This is a genomic window from Maritimibacter alexandrii (assembly GCF_005871115.1).
GTDB classification, from domain to species: domain Bacteria; phylum Pseudomonadota; class Alphaproteobacteria; order Rhodobacterales; family Rhodobacteraceae; genus Maritimibacter; species Maritimibacter alkaliphilus.
Genome location: NZ_SWKQ01000009.1, coordinates 774,158 through 795,000, shown reverse-complemented (window position 1 = coordinate 795,000; position 20,843 = coordinate 774,158). Strand labels below are relative to the sequence as shown.

The following is a 20,843-nucleotide window of genomic DNA, read 5'->3' as shown; positions in this document are numbered from 1 at the left end:
GCGTTAGCTCAGCTGGGAGAGCACCTGCTTTGCAAGCAGGGGGTCATCGGTTCGATCCCGATACGCTCCACCATTTCCGATTAGATCGCCGAGTGCCAATGGGCATTCCGCCGTCCAATCGGACGAATTGACATCGTATAGAGAGATACATCAGTTTCATGCTGATCTGGCAGTGCGCCATGATCTGCGGTTCGACCGCGAAAGCATGAAATTCCAAGTCAAGTACACTAACCAAGATGATCTTCGGATCGTCTATGTCTCTTCCGACCCGGAAGAGGCGGGAAAGTATGCTTTTGGTTCAGAAGCAAGTCATCGGTCGAACCAGCCCGATGGCGCGAAAGGCGTAAGCCTTTCTTCTTCTGGATCAAATCAAGCGCGAGAAGGGCGTTTGGTGGATGCCTTGGCAGTAAGAGGCGATGAAGGACGTGATACTCTGCGATAAGCCGTGAGGAGCTGAGAATAAGCTTTGATCCACGGATTTCCGAATGGGGCAACCCACCTGACAGTTCGTTATTATTACCTTCGGTAATTAATAACCTACTGAACCAGGTATTTTTAACCTGAATACATAGGGTTAAAAAAGCGAACCCGGAGAACTGAAACATCTAAGTACCCGGAGGAAAGGAAATCAACAGATACTCCCCTAGTAGCGGCGAGCGAACGGGGACCAGCCGAGCCATGAATGTGACTAGAACGAGTTGGAAAGCTCGACCATAGTGGGTGACAGTCCCGTATAGGAAGCATGATTGGACGTATTAAGTAGGGCGGGACACGTGAAATCCTGTCTGAACATCGGGGGACCACCCTCGAAGGCTAAGTACTCCTTACTGACCGATAGCGAACCAGTACCGTGAGGGAAAGGTGAAAAGCACCCCGACGAGGGGAGTGAAACAGTACCTGAAACCGAGCGCCTACAAGCAGTCGGAGGATCCTCGAGATCTGACGGCGTACCTTTTGTATAATGGGTCATCGACTTGGTCTCACGAGCAAGCTTAAGCCGATAGGTGTAGGCGCAGCGAAAGCGAGTCTTAATAGGGCGTCGAGTTCGTGGGATCAGACCCGAAACCGAGTGATCTAGGCATGACCAGGATGAAGGTGAGGTAACACTCACTGGAGGTCCGAACCCACACCTGTTGAAAAAGGTCGGGATGAGTTGTGCCTAGGGGTGAAAGGCCAATCAAACTCGGAGATAGCTGGTTCTCCGCGAAATCTATTTAGGTAGAGCGTCATCCGAATACCCCGGGGGGTAGAGCACTGGATGGGTAATGGGGCCCCACAGGCTTACTGATCCTAACCAAACTCCGAATACCCGGGAGTACTAGATGGCAGACACACGGCGGGTGCTAACGTCCGTCGTGGAGAGGGAAACAACCCTGACCTCCAGCTAAGGCCCCCAATTCATGGCTAAGTGGGAAAGCAGGTGGGACGACCAAAACAACCAGGAGGTTGGCTTAGAAGCAGCCATCCTTTAAAGATAGCGTAACAGCTCACTGGTCTAATTTAAGTTGTCCTGCGGCGAAGATGTAACGGGGCTCAAGCCATGAGCCGAAGCTGAGGATGCACGTAAGTGCGTGGTAGCGGAGCGTAGTGTGACATAACTCCATGTCTCCTTACCTTCTTCTGAAGGATTGGAGACAAGGAGTTTTCTGTGAAGCCGGGGCGTGAGCCATCCGGTGGAGAGATCACTAGCGAGAATGATGACATGAGTAGCGACAAACAGGGTGAGAGACCCTGTCGCCGAAAGTCCAAGGGTTCCTGCTTAAAGCTAATCTGAGCAGGGTAAGCCGGCCCCTAAGGCGAGGCAGAAATGCGTAGTCGATGGGAACCAGGTTAATATTCCTGGGCCGTGTGGTGGTGACGGATCGTGAAGGTAGTTCATCCTTATCGGATTGAATGGGCTGCTGATCGGTTCCTGGAAATAGCCCCACTTTAAGACCGTACCCTAAACCGACACAGGTGGACTGGTAGAGAATACCAAGGCGCTTGAGAGAACGATGTTGAAGGAACTCGGCAAAATACCTCCGTAAGTTCGCGAGAAGGAGGCCCAGTTTCTAGGCAACTAGTGGCTGGGGGCACAAACCAGGGGGTGGCGACTGTTTACTAAAAACACAGGGCTCTGCGAAGTCGTAAGACGACGTATAGGGTCTGACGCCTGCCCGGTGCCTGAAGGTTAAAAGGAGGGGTGCAAGCTCTGAATTGAAGCCCAGGTAAACGGCGGCCGTAACTATAACGGTCCTAAGGTAGCGAAATTCCTTGTCGGGTAAGTTCCGACCTGCACGAATGGCGTAACGACTTCCCCGCTGTCTCCAACATCGACTCAGCGAAATTGAATTGCCTGTCAAGATGCAGGCTTCCCGCGGTTAGACGGAAAGACCCCGTGCACCTTTACTACAGCTTCACACTGGCATCAGGCCAAGCATGTGCAGGATAGGTGGTAGGCTTTGAAGCAGTGACGCCAGTCGCTGTGGAGCCTTCCTTGAGATACCACCCTTGCTTTGCTTGATGTCTAACCGCGGTCCGTTATCCGGATCCGGGACCCTGTGTGGTGGGTAGTTTGACTGGGGCGGTCGCCTCCCAAATAGTAACGGAGGCGCGCGAAGGTTGGCTCAGAGCGGTCGGAAATCGCTCGTTGAGTGCAATGGCAGAAGCCAGCCTGACTGCGAGACTGACAAGTCGAGCAGAGTCGAAAGACGGCCATAGTGATCCGGTGGTCCCGAGTGGAAGGGCCATCGCTCAACGGATAAAAGGTACGCCGGGGATAACAGGCTGATGGTGCCCAAGAGTCCATATCGACGGCACCGTTTGGCACCTCGATGTCGGCTCATCTCATCCTGGGGCTGGAGCAGGTCCCAAGGGTACGGCTGTTCGCCGTTTAAAGAGGTACGTGAGCTGGGTTTAGAACGTCGTGAGACAGTTCGGTCCCTATCTGCCGTGGGTGTAGGATACTTGAGAGGAGTTGCCCCTAGTACGAGAGGACCGGGGTGAACGATCCACTGGTGGACCTGTTGTGGCGCCAGCCGCAGTGCAGGGTAGCTATGATCGGAAAGGATAACCGCTGAAGGCATCTAAGCGGGAAGCCCCCCTCAAAACAAGGTATCCCTGAGGGCCGTAGCAGACTACTACGTCGATAGGCCGGAGATGTAAGTGCAGTAATGCATTCAGTTGACCGGTACTAATTGCCCGATAGGCTTGATTTGATCCAGTAGAAGCGAGGTTTCGACCCGCTTGGATAATCAAGAGCATACTATCTACACAACTCTTGACTTGGACGTGTCTCTTTCTTGGTGTGGTGGTCATAGCGCGAGCAAAACACCCGGCTCCATCCCGAACCCGGCCGTTAAGTGCCGTAGCGCCGATGGTACTGCGTCTTAAGACGTGGGAGAGTAGGTCACCGCCACACCTAGTAAGGGACATGTTCGTATCTCTCTGACGATGCTTCACACGAAAAACCGCCGGCCCTCGTGGCCGGCGGTTTTCGTTTTCCGAGTATCGATTTCCGGGACATCACGCTGTTTCGAGTGTCTCCACGCTCAATACCGTTGGCAAATGCTGCGCGATCTCGACCCAGGTCTCACCCGCGTCGGTGGTCGCGAAGATCGAGCCGGTATTCGTTCCGAAATAAACGCCACCGTTTGACGAAGAATCCACCGCCATCGCCTGTCGCAGCACGGTGAAAAAGCAGTTTTCCTGCGGGAGCCCCTCACGCATCGCCTCCCATGTCTCCCCCGCATCGGTGGATCGCCAGACCGCGGCCTTCGCATCCGGGGGAAACCGCCCCTGAATGTCGCCGTTCAGCGGGATCGTCCAGATCGTCTGCGGATCGTGGGGATGCACGGCGATCGGAAACCCGAAGGATGACGGCAGGCCTTCGGTGATGTCGTGCCAGTTCTGCCCGCCGTCGTTCGAGCGGAACACGCCGTGATGGTTCTGCTGGTAAATCAAACCATCGTCGGACGGCGCGCGCATCATGTTGTGCACGCAATGACCGATCTCGTGCGTGTGTTCGTGATCGTGGTGCTTCGGGTTCTCGGCATTGTCGAGCCGATTGGACCGTTCCCACGTTTCTCCGTCGTCTTCAGTCGTGAAAACGCCGGCAGCCGAAATCGCGATGGTCATGTGACCCGGCTTGGTCGGGTGGGGAAGCATGGTGTGGAGCGTCAGTCCTGCGCCGCCGGGGTTCCAGCTTTCGCGAGTCGGATGATTGGTGAGCCCCGGGACACGGTCCCATGTCGCACCACCATCGGTGGATTTGAAAAAATGTGCAGGTTTGGACCCGGCGTAAACCGTCCCATGGGCAGAAGTCAGCGACCAGATCGACACGAGGTCGTTGGTAAAGGGCGCCTCTGGGGGCACGCCGCCGATCATTTCGGCAAAGCCGGGATCGTTCGCCGCCCATTCGGCCATCATGCCGTTGGACAGTTGCGACAAGGTCCATGTCTCCCCGTCATCCGTTGAGCGCCAGATCCCGGCCCCCGTCCACTCGCCACCTCCTCCGGCCCAGAGGTGGCCGGTCTTGGGGTCGCCGACGACGTGGTTGATAGGCCAAAGATCGCAATGCGGCCCGGTCAGTGACCAACTCTTGCGGTCGTCGGATGAGGTCAAAATGAACGCGCCCTTCGTCGTCCCGACCAGAACCCTGTGTCTCACCGAAAATCCTCCAGAAAATCGTTATAGGCGGAGCGTAGCACAGAACGATTTTCCAGCGGTGCCATTCTTGCATGGCCCCTACAAGAACGGGCGGGATCGCATGATCCGCAGGCCCGCTCGACGAAAGAGCCCCGGAGGGCGCGCGGCACCGCCTTCCCGTTCGAGCTGATCCAGACTTTCATGCACCCGCTGGGCAAGCTCCGGTCGACCGGAAAGCGATGCAAGCGCGTCGGCCCCCGCGCGGGCGAGGTCGATCCGGGCGTGGGCCAAGATCGTCAGCGCATGAAAAATACGACTGTCCGGGTGTCTGCCGACCGCCGTGTAGGCCGCGAACGTGTCGGCGTCGACCGGACCACGGCAAAGCGCCCAAGCCAGACCGCACTGATCCATCTGCTCCGGCGTGAGCGGCAGTGTCATGCGCTCGCCCGAATGCGCGACCGAAAACGCATCCTCCGGCCCGACGGGTTCGATGCCGATCCGCCTCAGCGCGGCCACGGGATCAGCTGCGCGCCCTGCGTCGAGCACGGCCATCGCCTTTGGCACGGTCCCGAAAATCTCCGCCTTCCGCCGCAGGGCGTCGAGCGCGCCGGGTACGTTGATCCTTTCCAACCATGGCCTCAATTCCGCGAGCCGCTCGTCGGGCTTCATGTCGTCCCGCCCCAACTGCGACTGAAATTTCAGGTGTGTCGGTGCGGCGAGCCCGGCGACCCTCACACGCGGTTCGTTCAGGAATTTCAACCACATACGGAAGTCCGAGCCTGTGCCGGGTGGCCCCGGGGCCCAGCCTTCGGCCAAGTTCAGATAGGCGCTGCGGCGGAAGGCGACGGGGTTCAGCGCGGTGAAGACCAGTGGCCGTGGGAGATTGCGACTCCTTCGGGCAAGCCCGGGCCAGGCGTAATTCGCCATCCGCCAACTCACGAACCCCTTCACGCCGATGCGGATATCGCCACCGATCACCCAGTCGGCACGGTCCAACGCGCCGGTCAGGGTCCTCAGGTGGCTTTCATGCCAGATGTCGTCATCACCGAGGTGGCACACGAACTCAGCCGAGGAGCCTCGAACGACAGGGTCGCGATAGGCCTCGCCATATGCCTTGCCCTTGGGGTGCGGCAGATAGCGGATGCGGTCGTCAGAAGCGGTCAAATCCGCCATGATCTCGTCGGTGCGCGCGGGTGCTCCGTCCCCGATCACGACCAGTTCCCAATCCGGATCGGTCTGAGCTTGAACACTCGGGATCGCGGCAAGTAAGGTGTCCGCATGCGAATGCGTAGGGCAAATGATGAGTGTCCGGGCCATATCTCAACCTATCCAGCAGGTGCTCCGGTTCAATGGAAAAACCCAACAGTCTGAACGCTCTACCCCGACTGGGCATGACGATCGAGCGTCGGACGATCAAGGGGTTGTGGCGGCTGATCCCGGAACCGGCGGGGGATGAACGGGGCTTTTTCGTCGAGACGTTCCGCCAAAGCCTGTTCGCGTCCGAGATGGGTCGCCCCTATGTCTTCGCGCAAAGCAATCATTCCCGTTCGGTCGCGCGGACGTTGCGCGGGTTTCGCACGGAACCATGGGACAAGGCGATCTATGTCACGCGTGGCACTGCGCTGGTGGTCGTCGTCGACCCCCGCCCGGACAGCCCGACGTATCGCGAGCATGAGACATTTCTGATCGGCGATGCCCCGGGCGACCGACACCGGATCGTCGTCTCACGTGGGTTGGCGAACGCGTTCTACTGCCTCACCGATGTGGATTACGTGAACGACGTGTCGGAAGAGTACCGACCCACGGGACGCCGCGGGTTCCACTGGTCCGCTCCCGAACTGGGCATCGACTGGCCGGACACCGCCCCGATTCTCTCCGACGCTGATGCCAATCTGCCTTTGTTCGACGAGTTCGTCGATGGTCGGCGTTAAGCGCCGGAAAAAACGCGGAAATTAATCGCTTCTCCCCCCTTGCGGCCCGAAGCGACAAGGCATATTACACCTGAACGAATTGGCGCGGGGTGGAGCAGCCCGGTAGCTCGTCAGGCTCATAACCTGAAGGTCGTAGGTTCAAATCCTACCCCCGCAACCAAAAAACCGAACGCCCGGTGGCCGCAAGGCCCCGGGCGTTCGGCTTTCTTGGGCAGGCGCATATGTGACGATGCCTGATCGCAACGACCGCTTTCAACGACTTCGGCTCGAGAACAGAAACGCCCCCCGGAACCGGGAGGCGTTTCGCGGCTATAACCCGGCCTTAGAACGTCTTCGCGACCGTGAACTTGAACGTCCGACCCGGCGCGGCGCGCGTGGCGAGATGCGGGGTATAGTTCAGGTCGAACAGGTTCTCGACCCCAAGCCGGAACTCGGCACCGCCGAAGAACCCGTCCTGCGGCGCATAGGACGCGCGCAGATTGTGGACGAGCGATGCGGGCGTCGGGGTCGTCGCGCGGTTCATCGCAAAGTCATAGACCGCTTCCCAGCTCAGGTCGTATTCCTCGCCCCAGCGTTTTCCGACCGTGACGCGAAGCTGGTCCGCCGGTGTCCCGGCCCAGTTCCCGCCCGCGCCGGGCGTCGTGTCCATCCCGCGTGAGAAGTTGGCGTTCACGTCCGTATAGAACCCGCTCGCCATCGAATAAGACCCTTCCAGTTCCACGCCATAGAACATCGCGTTGGTGATGGGTGCGGCTGTCGCGGTCGTGTAGGAGGTGATGTCGCGGACATTGGTCCGATACACGTTGGCTTTCAGGCTCAACTGGTCGCCATCCTGGAACACCGATCCACGGTCGAAGGACAACCCCGCCTCGTAGCTGACCGCTTTTTCCGATTGGGTCATATAGGCCGGGTTGGTGAGGTCATCCATGATCGGCAGGTTCTCGGTATAGGCCGCCGAGGCGAAGACCGCGAAACCGGAGTTGCCGAATTCGTAGCGTGCCGTTGCGCCACCCATGAACGCATCGTTGGTGTAATAGGCATAGGCCGGGCCACCGACACGTTGCGTTTCATACCGCACCGCCGGGGTGAAGGTCAGGCCGCCCCAAGTCATGTCATCCACCGCGAACACGGCGATGCGGCGGTCGGTGCCACCGGGCGCGGACGAGGCGTCGAGCCGTTCCTTGAAGATGTACTCGGCCCCGATGCGCAGATCGTGCTGGATCATCCCGGTCGCGAACAGCGACTGGTTCTTCAGGGTCAGTTTGGTTGTCTCATACCGGTGGTCGGCATCGACGAGGGGTTGAAGGAACGGGAAGGTGGGTGTGCCCTCCAGCGGCGAAGACCCCGCGACATAGGCGCTGTCGATCTGCTGGTCGGCATAGGACAGGTCCGCCGAGAAATTGATCAGGTCGGTCGTGGGCGAGTCGTATTCATAGCGCAGGGTCGCCGTCCGCGAATGCACGGTCCTATCGACGTTCCCGAACATTCCACCCGTGGTCGCGAAGGAATCGTAGGGCGTGTCCAGCTCGGTCGAGTTGGTGTCGGAGTAGGTCGCGCGGATCGAGTGTTCGTTCGCGTTGCCGAAGGTATAGAGCATCCCGACCGAATAGCTGGGCAGCGCATAGCCCTGCGTCGTGATCGGCGCGCCGCTTCCGTCCACCGGAATGTCCTGCATCCGGTAGGTGTAGTTGCCGATGACGCCGAAATTCTCGGTCGGTTGCCAGGCCGCGATGGTGGACGAGGCAAGCTGCGCACCGTTCGTGCCATACTGGATCGTCTGGCGCAGTTTGAACCCGGTTTCGTCGCCGGTGATGTCGATGGCGTCCTTGGTTTCGGCCCGGATCAGACCGCCGATGATGCCGGAGCCGTATTCGAACGTCCCCGCGATGCCGCGAATGACGCTGACTTGCTTGTAAAGCTCGGGGTCGGTGTAAAGCTGGGTGCCGATCCGGTAGAGTTCCTCGGACCCGACATTCGCACCGTCCAGCTGGATCGCGACCTTCTGGTCCGTGCCATAGGTGCCGTTCGCGCCGAAGCCGCGGATGTTGATGCCGGAGCCCTGCGGCGTGTTGCCGTTGATCAGGTTCACGCCCGGCACGGTTTCGACCAGTTCGGCGATGGTCCCCGCCTGACGGTCGTCCATCTCTTCGCGGTCGATCTCGGTCTCAGCGATGGCGGTGTCGGTCTGCACCTCGCGTTTGGATTCGGCCAGAAGCACGGTGTCGAGTTCGAATGTCTCCTGCGCGAACGCGGGCAGCGAGACACAGGTGGCAGCACTGGCAAGCAGCGCCGCGCGCAAGCGTACATGCGCGGTCATGGTCATCCCTTCCATGGTTTTCATGATGTGTGGCTGGCGTGCATATCGCGGTGCTGGCGGGGCGTTTTCGCCCGATCTTTGCGACCGGATCGCAAAGGACTTGCATCTGCTATTTTAGCTTAGTATTTTAGTCAACAATTCGGACGAGAGCGTTCGAGCATCCGAGCGAAGCGCGGCAAATCAGCCACAGCTAGCCAGGCAATCACTTGCAATCAAAGGAAAAAGGAGCGTCCGCATGGCGGATACGGCTTCCATCTCTGCGCGTGACATCCGGGCTGCTGTTGAGCAGAACACGGGTCTGCGGGCGCGGGATCTGGCGGAAATGATCGGGGTCTCCGAAGGTGAACTCGTGGCTGCGAACATCGGGCACGGCACGGTCGCCATCTCGGCCCATCCCGACGACATCATGGGCGCGGTCCCGGCACTGGGCGAGGTCATGGCACTGACCCGCACGCCGTCCGTCGTGCATGAAAAGGTCGGAACCTACGGCAACTATCAATCCGGCGCCCATGCCGCGATGGTGCTGCACGACGCGATCGACCTTCGGATCTTTCCGAAGCATTGGGTCTACGCCTATGCCGTCGAGACCGTGACCGATGCCGGCCCGCGCCGGTCGATTCAGGTGTTCGACGCAGCCGGGGATGCGGTTCACAAAATCCACCTGCGCGATGCCTCGCACCACGATCAATGGGCCACCCTGATCGAAACGTTGGCGCTGCCCGAACAGAACGACCGCCCCGCGGTCGAGCCGCGCGTTCCCCCGTCGCCGGCGCAGGAGCGCCCGGACAGGGCCGAAGACCTGCGCAAGGCGTGGAGCGAAATGACGGACACGCACCAGTTCATGCAACTGACCAAACGGCTGAAGATGAACCGCCTTGGCGCCTACCGCGTGGCCGGTGCACCTTTTGTCCGGCGGCTCGACCGGACGGCGGTGGATACGCTGCTCGACGGTCTCGCCAGCACGGCCGTCCCGGTCATGATCTTCGTCGGCAACCACGGGTGCATCCAGATTCATTCGGGTCCGGTTCACACGTTGAAACAGGTCGGTCCTTGGAACAACGTCATGGACCCGGGCTTCAATCTGCATCTTCGCTCGGACCACATCGCCGAGGTATATGAGGTTCGCAAACCCACCAAGCGGGGCGAGGCGCTTTCGGTCGAAGCCTTCGACAAGGATGGCGTCATCATCCTCCAGATTTTCGGGATGCGGACCAAGGACGCCGATCACGTGGCGGACTTCGGCGCGCTGGTTCAGGGGCTCGCAGGGGCCGAGGTGCAGGCATGAAGCTCGGTAGATTTGCGTTTGCGGCGGCCCTGACCGTCACCCCGGTCGCCGCACTGGCCGACCGTGTGTTGTCGATCGGCGGCTCGGTGACCGAGATCGTCTATGCGCTGGGCGAAGGCGACAGGCTGGTCGCACGCGACTCGACGTCGAACTTTCCCGCCGAGGCAACGGAATTGCCAGATGTCGGCTACATCCGCCAACTGTCCGCCGAGGGCGTTCTGTCCGTCGGGCCCGACCTTATCTTGATGGAGGGCGGCGCGGGCCCCGCAGAAACCATAGACCTGCTGCGAGAGGCGGAAATCCCGATGGTCGAGGTCGCCGATGGCTATACGCCTGAAGCAGTTGAAGACAAGATCCGCGCTGTTGCGAAGGCACTGAACGTGCCGGACAAGGGCGAGGCGCTGGCGGCCGAAGTGAGCGCCCAGATCGCCGAAGCGCGCGCGACGGTCGGCGAAGGCGTGCCGCGCGTCCTGTTCGTCCTGTCGCAGGCATCGGGTCGCATCATGGCTGCGGGTGAAGGAACATCGGCCGAAGCGATCATCGAATTGGCGGGGGGCGAAAACGCGCTCTCCGGCTTCCAAGGCTACAAGCAGATTTCGGAGGAGGCGGTCATGGCCGCCGCCCCGGACGTCATCCTGATGATGGATCGCGAAGGCGACCACGCCGTCGCGAATGACGAACTGTTCAGCCAACCTGCGTTCGCGTCCACGCCAGCCGCCGAGGGCGAGCGCGTGGTTCGCATGGACGGGCTTCTCCTGCTCGGGTTCGGGCCGCGCGTGGGCGAGGCGGTTTCGCAACTCGCCGCAGCCCTTCATAGCGACGAGGGTTGAGATGGTCGCGATGACCGAAAGCACCGGGCGCCCGGCGGGCGACAGGCAACCGCTTGCTCGCCACGCCACCCTCGCCCTAGTCGTGCTTCTGGTGGTGGTGTCGGTGGCAAGCCTCTTCGTGGGCGCCACGGGCATCTCGCCGATGAAGGTGATCGGTGCGGTGCTGGCGGGCGAACCGATTGAGACATCGGCGCGTGTCGTGATCCTCGATATTCGGCTTCCGCGCCTCGCGATGGGCGCGCTCGTGGGCGCGTCCCTCGCCGTGGCCGGGGTGGTCATGCAGGGCTTGTTTCGCAATCCGCTGGCGGATCCGGGCATCGTCGGCGTGTCCGCAGGTGCCGGGCTGGGCGCCATCACCGCGATCGTTCTGGGTGGCCTGCTGCCCTCAACGGTGGGGGTGGCGCTGGGCTATGCCCTCGTCCCGGTCGCGGCGTTCGTCGGCGGCGGGGTCTCCGTCGTCCTGCTCTATATCGTGTCGACCCGGAACGGGCAGACCTCGGTCGCGACCATGCTTCTGGCCGGGATCGCGCTCAGCGCCATGGTCAGTGCCGTTTCGGGCGTGATGATCTATCTGGCCGACGACGCGCAGTTGCGTGACCTGACCTTTTGGGGCTTGGGTTCGCTCGCCGGGGCGACGTGGTCCAAGCTGCTGGCCGCGATGCCGCTGATGGTGCTGGGTCTCCTCGGCGCGCCGCTTCTGGCGCGCAGCCTCGACACATTGGCGCTGGGCGAAATCGCGGCGCAGCACATGGGCATCGACATCCAGCGCATGAAACGGCTCGCGGTGGTGATCGTCGCCGCCTCGGTCGGTGCGGCGGTCGCGGTATCCGGTGGGATCGGTTTTGTCGGTATCGTCGTGCCGCATCTTCTGCGCCTCATGACGGGGCCATCGCACGCGCCGCTCATCCTCAATTCCGCTCTGCTCGGCGCTTCGATCCTGCTGCTGGCCGACATGATCTCCCGCGTGATCGTGGCACCTGCCGAGCTTCCCATCGGGATCATCATGGCGCTGATCGGCGGGCCGTTCTTCCTGTGGGTGCTCATCAAGCGCCGTGGCTTCGCGGGGGTATGACATGCTGAGGGCAAGAAACCTTCACGTGACGATCGACGGGACGACGATCCTGCACGGCGTCGATTTCATCGCGGAGCCGGGCGAGGTGACGGCCATCGTCGGCCCCAACGGCTCTGGCAAGTCGACGCTGCTATCCGCCCTGACCGGGACACAGGTCTTTGACGGCGAAGCGCAGATGGGCGCGCTGGATCTTGCGACCGCGAAACCCTGGGAACTGGCCGCGCGGCGTGCGGTTCTGGCTCAGTTCACTTCGGTCGCCTTTCCGTTCACGGTGTCGGAGGTGGTGCGCATCGGTGGGGGGGAGCCGGACCTCACCACAGCGGCGCTGGCGCGTGTCGGTCTGGGCACCTATGGCACGCGGCCTTATCACGCGCTCTCCGGCGGGGAACAGCAGCGCGTCCAACTCGCCCGCGTGCTCACGCAGGTCTGGCGACCGATGGATGCGGGCGTGGCGCGGTGGCTGATCCTCGATGAGCCGGTGTCGAGCCTCGACATCGCCCACCAACTCGACGTGATGGAGATCGCGCGGGATTTCGCGCGCGCTGGCGGTGGGGTCGTCGCGGTCATGCACGATCTGAACCTGACGGCGATGTTCGCGGACTCAGTCGCGCTCATGTCGAAGGGTCAGGTCGTTCGGCAGGGTGCCGTTCACGACGTGCTGACCGACGAGACGTTGTCCGGCGCCTATGGCTGCCGGGTGCAGGTGAATATGGCGCCGAGGGACGGGACATTCGTTCTGCCGCAAGCGTCACAGGCATAGGATACAGTGATGTTTCAGGACCGTTGGGACGCGATAATCGGGTTCATGGAAATGGGCGGTATCGCGATCTGGGTGATCGCCGCGCTTGCCGCCGTCACGGCCGGGTTGATCGTCTGGAAAGTCCTGCGACTTGGGGCCTCCGGCACATGGCGACCGCGTCGCGCCGAGCGTGCCGTGCGCCTCTGGCAATCCGGGCAGCGCGCCGAGGCCCGGCGTCTCGTCGACGGCAGGCGCGGCGTCTACGCCACCCCCGTCCGGGCCGCGATCGAGGGGATGGGGCGCGACGACATGACCCCCGAAATGACGCGGGAAGAGATTTCGCGCGTGGCGGCGGGCGAGCTGTTTCGCCAGCGCAAGGGGCTGCGCGCGCTTGAACTGGTGGCGACCATCGCGCCGCTCGTTGGCCTTCTCGGCACCGTGTTGGGGATGGTCGCGGCGTTTCAGGCGTTGGAGGCCGCCGGAAGCGGTGCCGATCCGTCCGACCTTGCCGGTGGAATATGGGAGGCTCTGTTGACCACGGCGGCCGGGATGGCCGTGGCGATCCCCGCTTCCGCCGCGCTGACGTGGTTCGAAAGCATCGCGGACCGCGCGCAGGGCCGGATCGAGGATATGGTCACGCGGCTCATACTGACCCCCGCGACGGGCGGGGAGCGTCGCATCCTCGAGGTCGCGGAATGACCACGCTTTCGCTGCCCGCACCGCGCCGGTCGCGCAGGCCGAGCCTGACCCCGATGATCGACGTGGTGTTCCTGCTTCTCGTGTTCTTCATGCTCGCCTCACGCTTCGGCGCGGAAGGCGCGATTGCGATCAGCGGGGCCACGGGTGCCGATGGAAGCTACGATGGCCCGCCAAGGCTGGTCGATGTTCTTCCCAAAGGCGTGCTTTTGAACGGGAGCGACATCCGCGAAGAAACGCTGGCGACCCAGCTTCGCACATTGATGCAGAACACCGGCGACACCATCGTTCTGCGCGCGCGTGACGGGGCGCAGGTTCAGCGTGTCGTCGATGTGATGCAGGTGCTGTCCGATGCGGGATACCCGGCGCTGGTTCTGGTGGACTGAATGCGGATTGCGACCCATCGACAACCGCGCAGGCCAGCCGAGAACGTGATCGCCATGATTAACGTGGTCTTTCTGCTGCTGGTGTTCTTCCTGATTTCCGCGCGGATCGCCCCGCCGCTCCCGGTCGAGGTCGAACTGCCGACCGCCGAGGGCGGCGAGGTGTCGGGCAGCCCGGATACCATCGTGATCGGCGCGGACGGAACGCTTCACTTCGCAGGCGTGACGGGGGCGGAAGCCACCGCGAGACTGGTCGATACCGATATGCCGCTGACCCTGCGGGTCGACCGTGGGCTGGACGGCGCCGCCTTCGCGCGGGCCTTGCGGGACATTTCGGCGGTCTCCGACGCGCCGCTGGACCTGATCGTGGAGCCCTGACATGCGCGACGGTGCGGAAGTTCTGGCCCTTTCAGCGATGACCACTGTGCTTGCACTCCTGCTGGTGCCGGTGCCCCGGCAGGAGGGCGAAGCAAGCTCGGGGGCAGGCGGCGAAGCGGTCGTAACGGTGGCCGCGTCCTCGGCATCGGTCGAGCAGATGGTCGAACGGTGGGAAGCGCCACCGGAGGCCGCCGTCGAAACCACCGCGCTGGACGCCCCGCCACCCATCGAAGCCCCGGCGACACCCAGCACGCCGCCGCAGCCGACACCGACCGCGCGGCCCCTGCCCATCGCACCCACGGTGCCGACTTCGCCAGTGCCGCCCGAAACCGATACCGCCGCCCCCGCGCCGCGCCATGCCCCTGATCGGTCGTTGCGCCCGCCACGCCGCCCTGCCGCCGAACCCCAAAGGCCGCCGGAGCCCCAACGCCCGCCCGCGCAGGTGTCCAATCAGGCTTCGCAGGCACAGAACCAACAGCGCGCGCAGGGGCAGGGTCATACGGCCAACGCCGGGCAACGTCAGCAATCGCAATCCACCGCAACCGTCAGCGAGGCGACCAAGCGATCCCTGATGTCGCAATGGGGCGGTCAGATCCAAGGTGCGATTGCACGCCGCGCGCCGCGTGGTGCGGGAAGCGGCACGGCGGTCGTGCGGCTTACGGTGGCCGCGAACGGCACGCTCGCCGGGGTCACTCTGGCGCGCTCGTCCGGCAATCCGGCCATCGACCGTCTCGCGCTTCAGGCGGTGCGCTCGGCAGGGCGTTTCCCCGCCGCGCCTGCAGGGCTGGGCGCAGGCCCGTTTTCCTTCTCGGTGCCGATCCAATCACGATAAGGGCGGGCCGACCCATCGGCCGACCCGCCCTTGGCGCGGCGGTTGGACGCCGCGCGATGTTCGCGGTGTCAGGCGAGCGCGGTGAGCCGCTCTTCCGCCTTGGGTTTTTCCACCTTCACCGCGTCCTCCCAAACCGGGCCGTATCCGCGCATTTCCATCGGCGCGCGCAGAATGTCGATACAGGCCTGCGTGTTCTCAGCCGTGGCCTTTTCGGCGACGGTATCCATCACGCCCTCGAACCACCCGATCATCTCACGCTGCATGCGGCGCTCTTCGCCATAGCCGAAGATATCCAAAGGCGTGCCGCGCAGCCCTTTCAACTTCGCCATCACCCCAAGCGCTGGGCGCATCCATTGGCCAAGTTCGACCTTGTTGGGCCGCCCGCGTTCATCCTTGCCAAGCGGGAGGAGCGGCGGGGCCATGTGGTAATGCACCTTGTAGTCGCCCGAGAACGCTTCTTTCAGCTCGTCCTCGAAGCCCATCTGCGTATGCAGTCGCGCGACCTCGTATTCGTCCTTATAGGCCATCACTTTGAACAGCGATTTGGCGGCCTGCGTGGCGAGCGGTGCCTCGGTCCCCTCCGGCAAAGCAGCGCGGAAGGCGGCCATCCGGTCGCGGTAGCGCTGGGCATAGCCCTCGTTCTGGTAGCCGATCAGGAACGTCGCGCGCTCGTCGATGATCTCGTCCAGCGTCGGTTCGCGATCTTCGGGCAGGTCGAGACCGCCGAGGATGCTCTCCGGCGCGTGGGCCATGATCCGACCGATGGCGAAGGCGCGTTTGTTGCCCTCGATCGCCACGCCGTTGAGCTCGATCGCGCCGTCCAGCGCCCAGAGATCGACGGGGATCAGACCCTTCTGCCACGCAAAGCCCATCATGATGGTGTTGGCGAACACCTGATCGCCAAGCAGCTTTTCCGACAGCGTATTGGCATCCAGCGCGGTCAGGTTCTCAGCCCCCACCGCCTTACGGATGGACCCTTCACGCACCTTGACCATCAGGTCGGCATCGCGCCGCAGAACGATGTCGCCCGTGGGCATTTCAGCGGTGTTGAGCGCCACTTTGGTGCCCTTGCGGTAATGCGCCGAGGCTTTGGGCGAGGACGACACGACCACGTCGCAGCCGATCACCGCGTCCGCCGCGCCATGACCGATCCGCACCTGATGCACGTCGGCGGGCGAGGCGCCGAGGCGGATATAGCTCAGGACGGTGCCGAACTTCTGCGCGAAGCCTGTGAAGTCGAGCACGGACGAGCCAAGCCCCGACAGGTGCGCCGCCATCGTGATGACCGCGCCCACGGTGACGACGCCGGTGCCGCCCACGCCGGTCACGAGCAGGTCGAAGGGATCGTCGAGCGCGGGCAGGGTGGGCGCGGGAATGTTCGCGACCATGCCGTTCACGTCCAGCTCCGCCTCGGCCCGCTTGGCGCGTTCGCCGCCTTCGACAGTGACGAAGGAGGGGCAGAACCCGTCGAGGCAGGAAAAGTCCTTGTTGCAGGTCGACAGGTTGATCTTGCGCTTGCGCCCAAACTTGGTTTCGCGCGGCTCCACCGACAGGCAGTTGGATTCCACCGAACAATCGCCGCAGCCTTCGCAGACCAACGGGTTGATGTAGGCGAAGCGTTTCGGGTCCTCCATCGTGCCGCGTTTGCGGCGGCGGCGCTTTTCGGTCGCGCAGGTCTGTTCGTAGATCAGAAGCGACACGCCCTTCACCTCACGCAATTCGCGCTGGAGCGTGTCCATCTGGTCGCGGTCGTGGAAACTGGTCTCGGGCGGGAAGTCGGACTTGGTGAACTTGCCGATGTTGTCGGACACGAGCGCGATGCGCTGAACGCCCTCTGCGCGCGAAGACCATGCGATGTTCTGCACGCTCACCGGCCCGTCGACGGGCTGACCGCCGGTCATCGCCACGGCGTCGTTGTAGAGCACCTTGTAGGTGATGTTGGCACCGGTCGCGACGGCTTGCCGGACCGCGAGCGAGCCGGAGTGATACCATGTGCCTTCGCCGAGGTTCTGGAACTGGTGCTTGCCCCCGTTCCACTTGGACGCGACCGACCACGGCACGCCTTCGCCCCCCATCTGGGCGAAACCGGCGGTGTCGCGGTCCATCCAGCTTGCCATGACGTGACAACCGATCCCCGCGCCTGCGGTCGAGCCTTCGGGCACGACGGTGGACGAGTTGTGCGGGCACCCCGAGCAGAAATAGGGCGTCCGGGTCGCGCCGGGGGTGTTCAGGATCGGCGGCTCTTCGGCGGTCAGTGCACGGGCCTTTTCCGGCAGGTTCTCGCCCGGGAAAAACGCGTCGAGCCGCGCGGCGATGATCGGGGCCAGCTGGCGGGCGGACAGTTCACCTGTCCACGGCACCAGATCGTTCTCGGCGGCGGCGTCATGTTTGCCGACCATCTTCTCGGGCTTCTCGCCGGGCCAGTCGTAGAAGTATTCCTTAAACTGGCTTTCGATGATCCCGCGCTTTTCCTCGATGACGAGAACTTCTTTCTTGCCCTTCACGAAGGACAGCGCATCGCGGCGCGCCAGCGGCCAGACCATGCCGACTTTGTAAATGTCGATGCCGAGCGCGCGGCACTTCGCCTCGTCCAGACCCAGAAGGCGCAGCGCCTCGAGCGTGTCGAGGTGGCCTTTGCCCGTCGTCACGATCCCATAGGGCGCATCTGGCAGGCCGTAGATCGTGCGGTCGATGGGGTTGGCTTCCACGAAGGCCTCGACCGCCCGCAGCTTCGCGCCCATGCGCACCTCGATCTCGGTCGAGGGCGGATCGCTCCGGCGAATGTGGATGCCGCCGGGATAATCCTCGCGCTCCGGGTAGACGAAGGTGCGGTCGTCGTGCAGCTCGACCGAGCGCCCGGATTCCACGGTTTCCGAGATCGCCTTGAACCCGACCCATGTCGAGGAATAGCGGCTGAGTGCGAAGCCGTATTCGCCGAACGTCAGGTATTCCTCCACCGAAGCCGGGTTCAGCACCGGCATGAACCACGCAAGGAACACGGCATCCGACTGGTGCGGCATCGAGGATGAAACGCAGCCGTGATCGTCACCGGCCACAACCAGAACGCCGCCCTTGGGATCGGTGCCATAGGCATTGCCGTGGCGCAGCGCGTCGCCCGACCGATCGACGCCGGGGCCTTTGCCGTACCACATGCCGAACACACCATCGACTTCGCAGTCCGGGTGCAGCGTCGCCTGCTGGCTGCCCAGAACGGCGGTCGCGCCCAGATCCTCGTTCACGGCGGGCATGAAGGTGATCTTGTCCTGATCCAGCCGTTTGCGGGTCTTCCAGAGTTCGAGGTCCAGACCGCCCAGCGGCGAACCGCGATAGCCCGACACGAAGCCCGCGGTGTTCAGCCCGGCGGCATGATCGCGTCGCGCCTGATCCAGCATGACGCGGACGAGCGCCTGGGTGCCGGTCAGAAAAACCCGGCCTTCGGTCAGGTCGTAGCGGTCGGTGAGCTTGTAATCGGGCGTGGTCGCTGGCGCGTGCAACATGGCTTGCGGTCCTCCTGTTCCCCGCGAGTGTAACGCCCGAAACGTGAATTCCTGTTCCAGATTTGGCGGCGCAGCGGTGAAGTCTGGAACAGGAATTCGATTTGCTTTACAGATTCGGAATGGAGAACCAGATTTCAATCAGTGACCGGGACCGCAGGATCGTTTCGTTGCTTCAGGCGGACTCGCGGATTTCGAACGCCGATCTGGCGGAGCGAACGGGCATGTCCACCTCGGCCTGCTGGCGGCGGGTCAAGGCTTTGGAAGAGGCGGGCGTGATCGCGCGGTATGGCGTGGTCGTGGATCAGGAGCGGCTTGGCCTGAGGTTTCAGGCCATCGTCGAGGTGCAACTCATTCGCCACGATCCCAACGAGGTCTCGCAGTTCATCCGGGCGCTCGAGGCGCGGCACGAGGTGCAGGAATGCTGGGCGACGACGGGCGACGCCGATTATCACATGCGCGTGGTGTGTGAGGATATCGCGACCTACAATCGGTTCCTCGAGGAATTCCTGTTTCGTCAAAGCGCTGTGCGGGCGGCCCAGACAAACGTGGTTCTGAAGTCGGTCAAACGCGCGAGCGGCCTGACGATCTGAAATGCGCCGGGGTGGGGTCGGTCATTCTCGTCTGGCCGGCTGAGTCGTCGCGGCATTGGGCAGCGCCACGCGCGTTCTTCACCGAAGCGCCGCTCAAGAAATGAACGACACCACCCAAGAGCGCACAATTATTAAGCTGTTTCCCCGTTCGGACCGCAATTCGGCGGGGAAAATTTGCCCAATCCCGCCCATGCTCAAAAGGTATGCATGCCCAACGCCACGCGGGGACATCGCGTCAGGGGGTGTGTGACGGCCCACCATTTGCAACCGGAGGCCGCCACACGGATGCAACGAAGTTGCGGGGACAGACATGGGGAGCGAATGCCCGTTGGGCAAGTGCGACCTGACGTCCCTGCTTGGGAGAGTCTTATGAAATTCATGAAATCCGTTCTTGCCGGCGGCGCTGCCACGCTCGCTCTGTCGACCGCTGCCATGGCGCAGGATTGCCCGATCAAGGTCGGTGTGCTGCACTCGCTGTCCGGCACCATGGCCATCTCGGAAACCACGCTGAAAGACACGATGCTGATGCTCGTCGAAAAGCAGAACGAGGCCGGCGGGCTGCTGGGCTGCGATCTGGAAGCTGTCGTCGTCGATCCGGCTTCGGACTGGCCGCTCTTTGCCGAAAAGGCGCGTGAGCTGCTGACCGTGCACGAAGTCGACGTGATCTTCGGCAACTGGACCTCGGTGTCGCGTAAATCCGTTCTGCCGGTCATCGAAGAACTCAACGGTCTGCTGTTCTACCCGGTGCAGTACGAAGGCGAAGAATCGTCCAAGAACGTGTTCTACACAGGTGCTGCTCCGAACCAGCAGGCGATCCCGGCGACCGACTATTTCCTCGACGAACTGGGCGTCGAAAAATTCGCGCTGCTCGGCACCGACTATGTCTATCCGCGCACCACGAACAACATTCTGGAAAGCTACCTGAAGGATAAAGGCATCGCCGAAGAGGATATCTTCGTCAACTACACCCCCTTCGGTCACTCCGACTGGTCCAAGATCGTCGCTGACGTCGTCGCGCTGGGCGCGGACGGCAAGAAAGTCGGCGTCATCTCGACCATCAACGGCGATGCCAACATCGGCTTTTACAAGGAACTCGCCGCTGCGGGCATTTCGGCCGACGATATTCCGGTCGTCGCCTTCTCGGTCGGTGAAGAAGAGCTGTCGGGTCTCGACACCTCGAACCTCGTCGGTCACCTCGCCGCGTGGAACTACTTCATGTCCGCAGACACCGAAGCCAACGCCGAGTTCATCGCGGACTGGCACGCCTTCATCGGTGACGAAGCCCGCGTGACGAACGATCCGATGGAAGCCCATTACATCGGCTTCAACATGTGGGTGAACGCGGCCACCGAAGCCGGCACCACAGACGTGGACGCCGTGCGCTCGGCCATGTGGGGGCAGGAATTCCCGAACCTCACCGGTGGCACCGCGGTCATGGGTGTGAACCACCACCTCGCCAAGCCGGTTCTGATCGGTGAAATCCTTGAGGACGGTCAGTTCGACATCATCTCGGAAACCGATCCGGTTCCGGGCGACGCCTGGACCGACTTCCTGCCGGAATCGGCGGTCCTGACGTCGGATTGGAAAGATCTCGAGTGCGGTATGTACAACACCGAGACCGAGACCTGCGTCCAGCTGACCTCGAACTACTAATCCCAAAGACTGGG

15 protein-coding genes, 2 tRNA genes and 2 rRNA genes (1 of these 19 cut by a window edge) are annotated in these 20,843 nt (G+C 62.5%); 15 read left to right on the top strand and 4 right to left on the bottom strand.

The genetic code is table 11. The features are described 5' to 3' along the window. The 3 genes from FCT00_RS04810 to rrf all read left to right on the top strand — a co-directional run. Nucleotides 1-73 (top strand) — tRNA-Ala (locus tag FCT00_RS04810) (it extends 3 nt beyond the left edge of the window). A 294-nt stretch (nucleotides 74-367) separates the two neighbouring features. Further along, a 23S ribosomal RNA gene (locus FCT00_RS04805) occupies nucleotides 368-3,197 on the top strand. Nucleotides 3,198-3,285: 88 nt separating this feature from the next. Beyond that, a 5S ribosomal RNA gene (gene rrf, locus FCT00_RS04800) occupies nucleotides 3,286-3,400 on the top strand. 104 nt (nucleotides 3,401-3,504) lie between these two features. Here rrf and FCT00_RS04795 read toward each other — a convergent pair. Both FCT00_RS04795 and FCT00_RS04790 read right to left on the bottom strand, forming a co-directional pair. Then, on the bottom strand, nucleotides 3,505-4,647 hold the full coding sequence (locus tag FCT00_RS04795) for a WD40/YVTN/BNR-like repeat-containing protein (protein WP_171042887.1): 1,143 nt from the start codon (nucleotides 4,645-4,647) through the stop codon (nucleotides 3,505-3,507). A 78-nt stretch (nucleotides 4,648-4,725) separates the two neighbouring features. Then, nucleotides 4,726-5,943 carry a glycosyltransferase family 2 protein gene (locus FCT00_RS04790; protein ID WP_138422047.1) on the bottom strand — a complete coding sequence of 406 codons (1,218 nt, stop codon included), beginning with the start codon at nucleotides 5,941-5,943 and terminating at the stop codon, nucleotides 4,726-4,728. Nucleotides 5,944-5,975: 32 nt separating this feature from the next. Between FCT00_RS04790 and FCT00_RS04785 the strand changes: the two genes are divergently transcribed. Further along, complete coding sequence (locus FCT00_RS04785; protein WP_138422046.1) at nucleotides 5,976-6,557, top strand: dTDP-4-dehydrorhamnose 3,5-epimerase family protein; 582 nt, start codon at nucleotides 5,976-5,978, stop codon at nucleotides 6,555-6,557. An 83-nt stretch (nucleotides 6,558-6,640) separates the two neighbouring features. Beyond that, nucleotides 6,641-6,717: transfer RNA gene (locus FCT00_RS04780), tRNA-Met, on the top strand. A gap of 162 nt (nucleotides 6,718-6,879) precedes the next feature. On the opposite strand, the gene FCT00_RS04775 is transcribed toward FCT00_RS04780, so the two are convergent. Next, nucleotides 6,880-8,874: a TonB-dependent receptor plug domain-containing protein gene (locus tag FCT00_RS04775; protein ID WP_235888935.1), complete on the bottom strand. Its 1,995-nt coding sequence runs from the start codon at nucleotides 8,872-8,874 to the stop codon at nucleotides 6,880-6,882. Nucleotides 8,875-9,109: 235 nt separating this feature from the next. Between FCT00_RS04775 and FCT00_RS04770 the strand changes: the two genes are divergently transcribed. Genes FCT00_RS04770 through FCT00_RS04735 form a run of 8 tightly spaced genes read left to right on the top strand, consistent with a single transcriptional unit; the run spans nucleotide 9,110 to nucleotide 15,089 of the window. After that, nucleotides 9,110-10,159: a hemin-degrading factor gene (locus tag FCT00_RS04770; RefSeq protein WP_138422044.1), complete on the top strand. Its 1,050-nt coding sequence runs from the start codon at nucleotides 9,110-9,112 to the stop codon at nucleotides 10,157-10,159. Next, nucleotides 10,156-10,989 carry a heme/hemin ABC transporter substrate-binding protein gene (locus FCT00_RS04765; RefSeq protein ID WP_138422043.1) on the top strand — a complete coding sequence of 278 codons (834 nt, stop codon included), beginning with the start codon at nucleotides 10,156-10,158 and terminating at the stop codon, nucleotides 10,987-10,989. The genes FCT00_RS04770 and FCT00_RS04765 overlap by 4 nt, the downstream gene beginning before the upstream one ends. A 1-nt stretch (nucleotide 10,990) precedes the next feature. Continuing rightward, on the top strand, nucleotides 10,991-12,061 hold the full coding sequence (locus FCT00_RS04760) for a FecCD family ABC transporter permease (RefSeq protein WP_138422042.1): 1,071 nt from the start codon (nucleotides 10,991-10,993) through the stop codon (nucleotides 12,059-12,061). Nucleotide 12,062: 1 nt separating this feature from the next. Continuing rightward, nucleotides 12,063-12,821 carry a heme ABC transporter ATP-binding protein gene (locus FCT00_RS04755; protein ID WP_138422041.1) on the top strand — a complete coding sequence of 253 codons (759 nt, stop codon included), beginning with the start codon at nucleotides 12,063-12,065 and terminating at the stop codon, nucleotides 12,819-12,821. 9 nt (nucleotides 12,822-12,830) lie between these two features. Next, nucleotides 12,831-13,499 carry a MotA/TolQ/ExbB proton channel family protein gene (locus FCT00_RS04750; protein WP_138422040.1) on the top strand — a complete coding sequence of 223 codons (669 nt, stop codon included), beginning with the start codon at nucleotides 12,831-12,833 and terminating at the stop codon, nucleotides 13,497-13,499. Next, entirely contained in the window at nucleotides 13,496-13,882 is a 387-nt protein-coding gene (locus FCT00_RS04745; protein WP_138422039.1) for an ExbD/TolR family protein, read from the top strand. Before FCT00_RS04750 ends, FCT00_RS04745 begins: the two co-directional genes overlap by 4 nt. Then, nucleotides 13,883-14,257 carry a biopolymer transporter ExbD gene (locus FCT00_RS04740; protein ID WP_138422038.1) on the top strand — a complete coding sequence of 125 codons (375 nt, stop codon included), beginning with the start codon at nucleotides 13,883-13,885 and terminating at the stop codon, nucleotides 14,255-14,257. Between the two features lie 37 nt (nucleotides 14,258-14,294). Then, the gene (locus FCT00_RS04735) at nucleotides 14,295-15,089 is read left to right on the top strand and encodes an energy transducer TonB family protein (RefSeq protein WP_171042886.1); all 795 of its coding nucleotides are present in this window, start codon (nucleotides 14,295-14,297) and stop codon (nucleotides 15,087-15,089) included. 68 nt (nucleotides 15,090-15,157) lie between these two features. Here the strand turns inward: FCT00_RS04735 and FCT00_RS04730 are convergent, their stop codons facing one another. After that, a complete protein-coding gene (locus FCT00_RS04730) occupies nucleotides 15,158-18,586 on the bottom strand; it encodes an indolepyruvate ferredoxin oxidoreductase family protein (RefSeq protein WP_138422036.1) in 3,429 nt (1,142 codons plus the stop codon). A gap of 119 nt (nucleotides 18,587-18,705) precedes the next feature. Here FCT00_RS04730 and FCT00_RS04725 point away from each other — a divergent pair, with 119 nt between their 5' ends. Then, nucleotides 18,706-19,176: an Lrp/AsnC family transcriptional regulator gene (locus FCT00_RS04725; RefSeq protein WP_138422562.1), complete on the top strand. Its 471-nt coding sequence runs from the start codon at nucleotides 18,706-18,708 to the stop codon at nucleotides 19,174-19,176. A 369-nt stretch (nucleotides 19,177-19,545) separates the two neighbouring features. Further along, nucleotides 19,546-20,829 carry an urea ABC transporter substrate-binding protein gene (gene urtA, locus FCT00_RS04720; RefSeq protein WP_138422035.1) on the top strand — a complete coding sequence of 428 codons (1,284 nt, stop codon included), beginning with the start codon at nucleotides 19,546-19,548 and terminating at the stop codon, nucleotides 20,827-20,829. Nucleotides 20,830-20,843 lie beyond the last annotated feature (14 nt).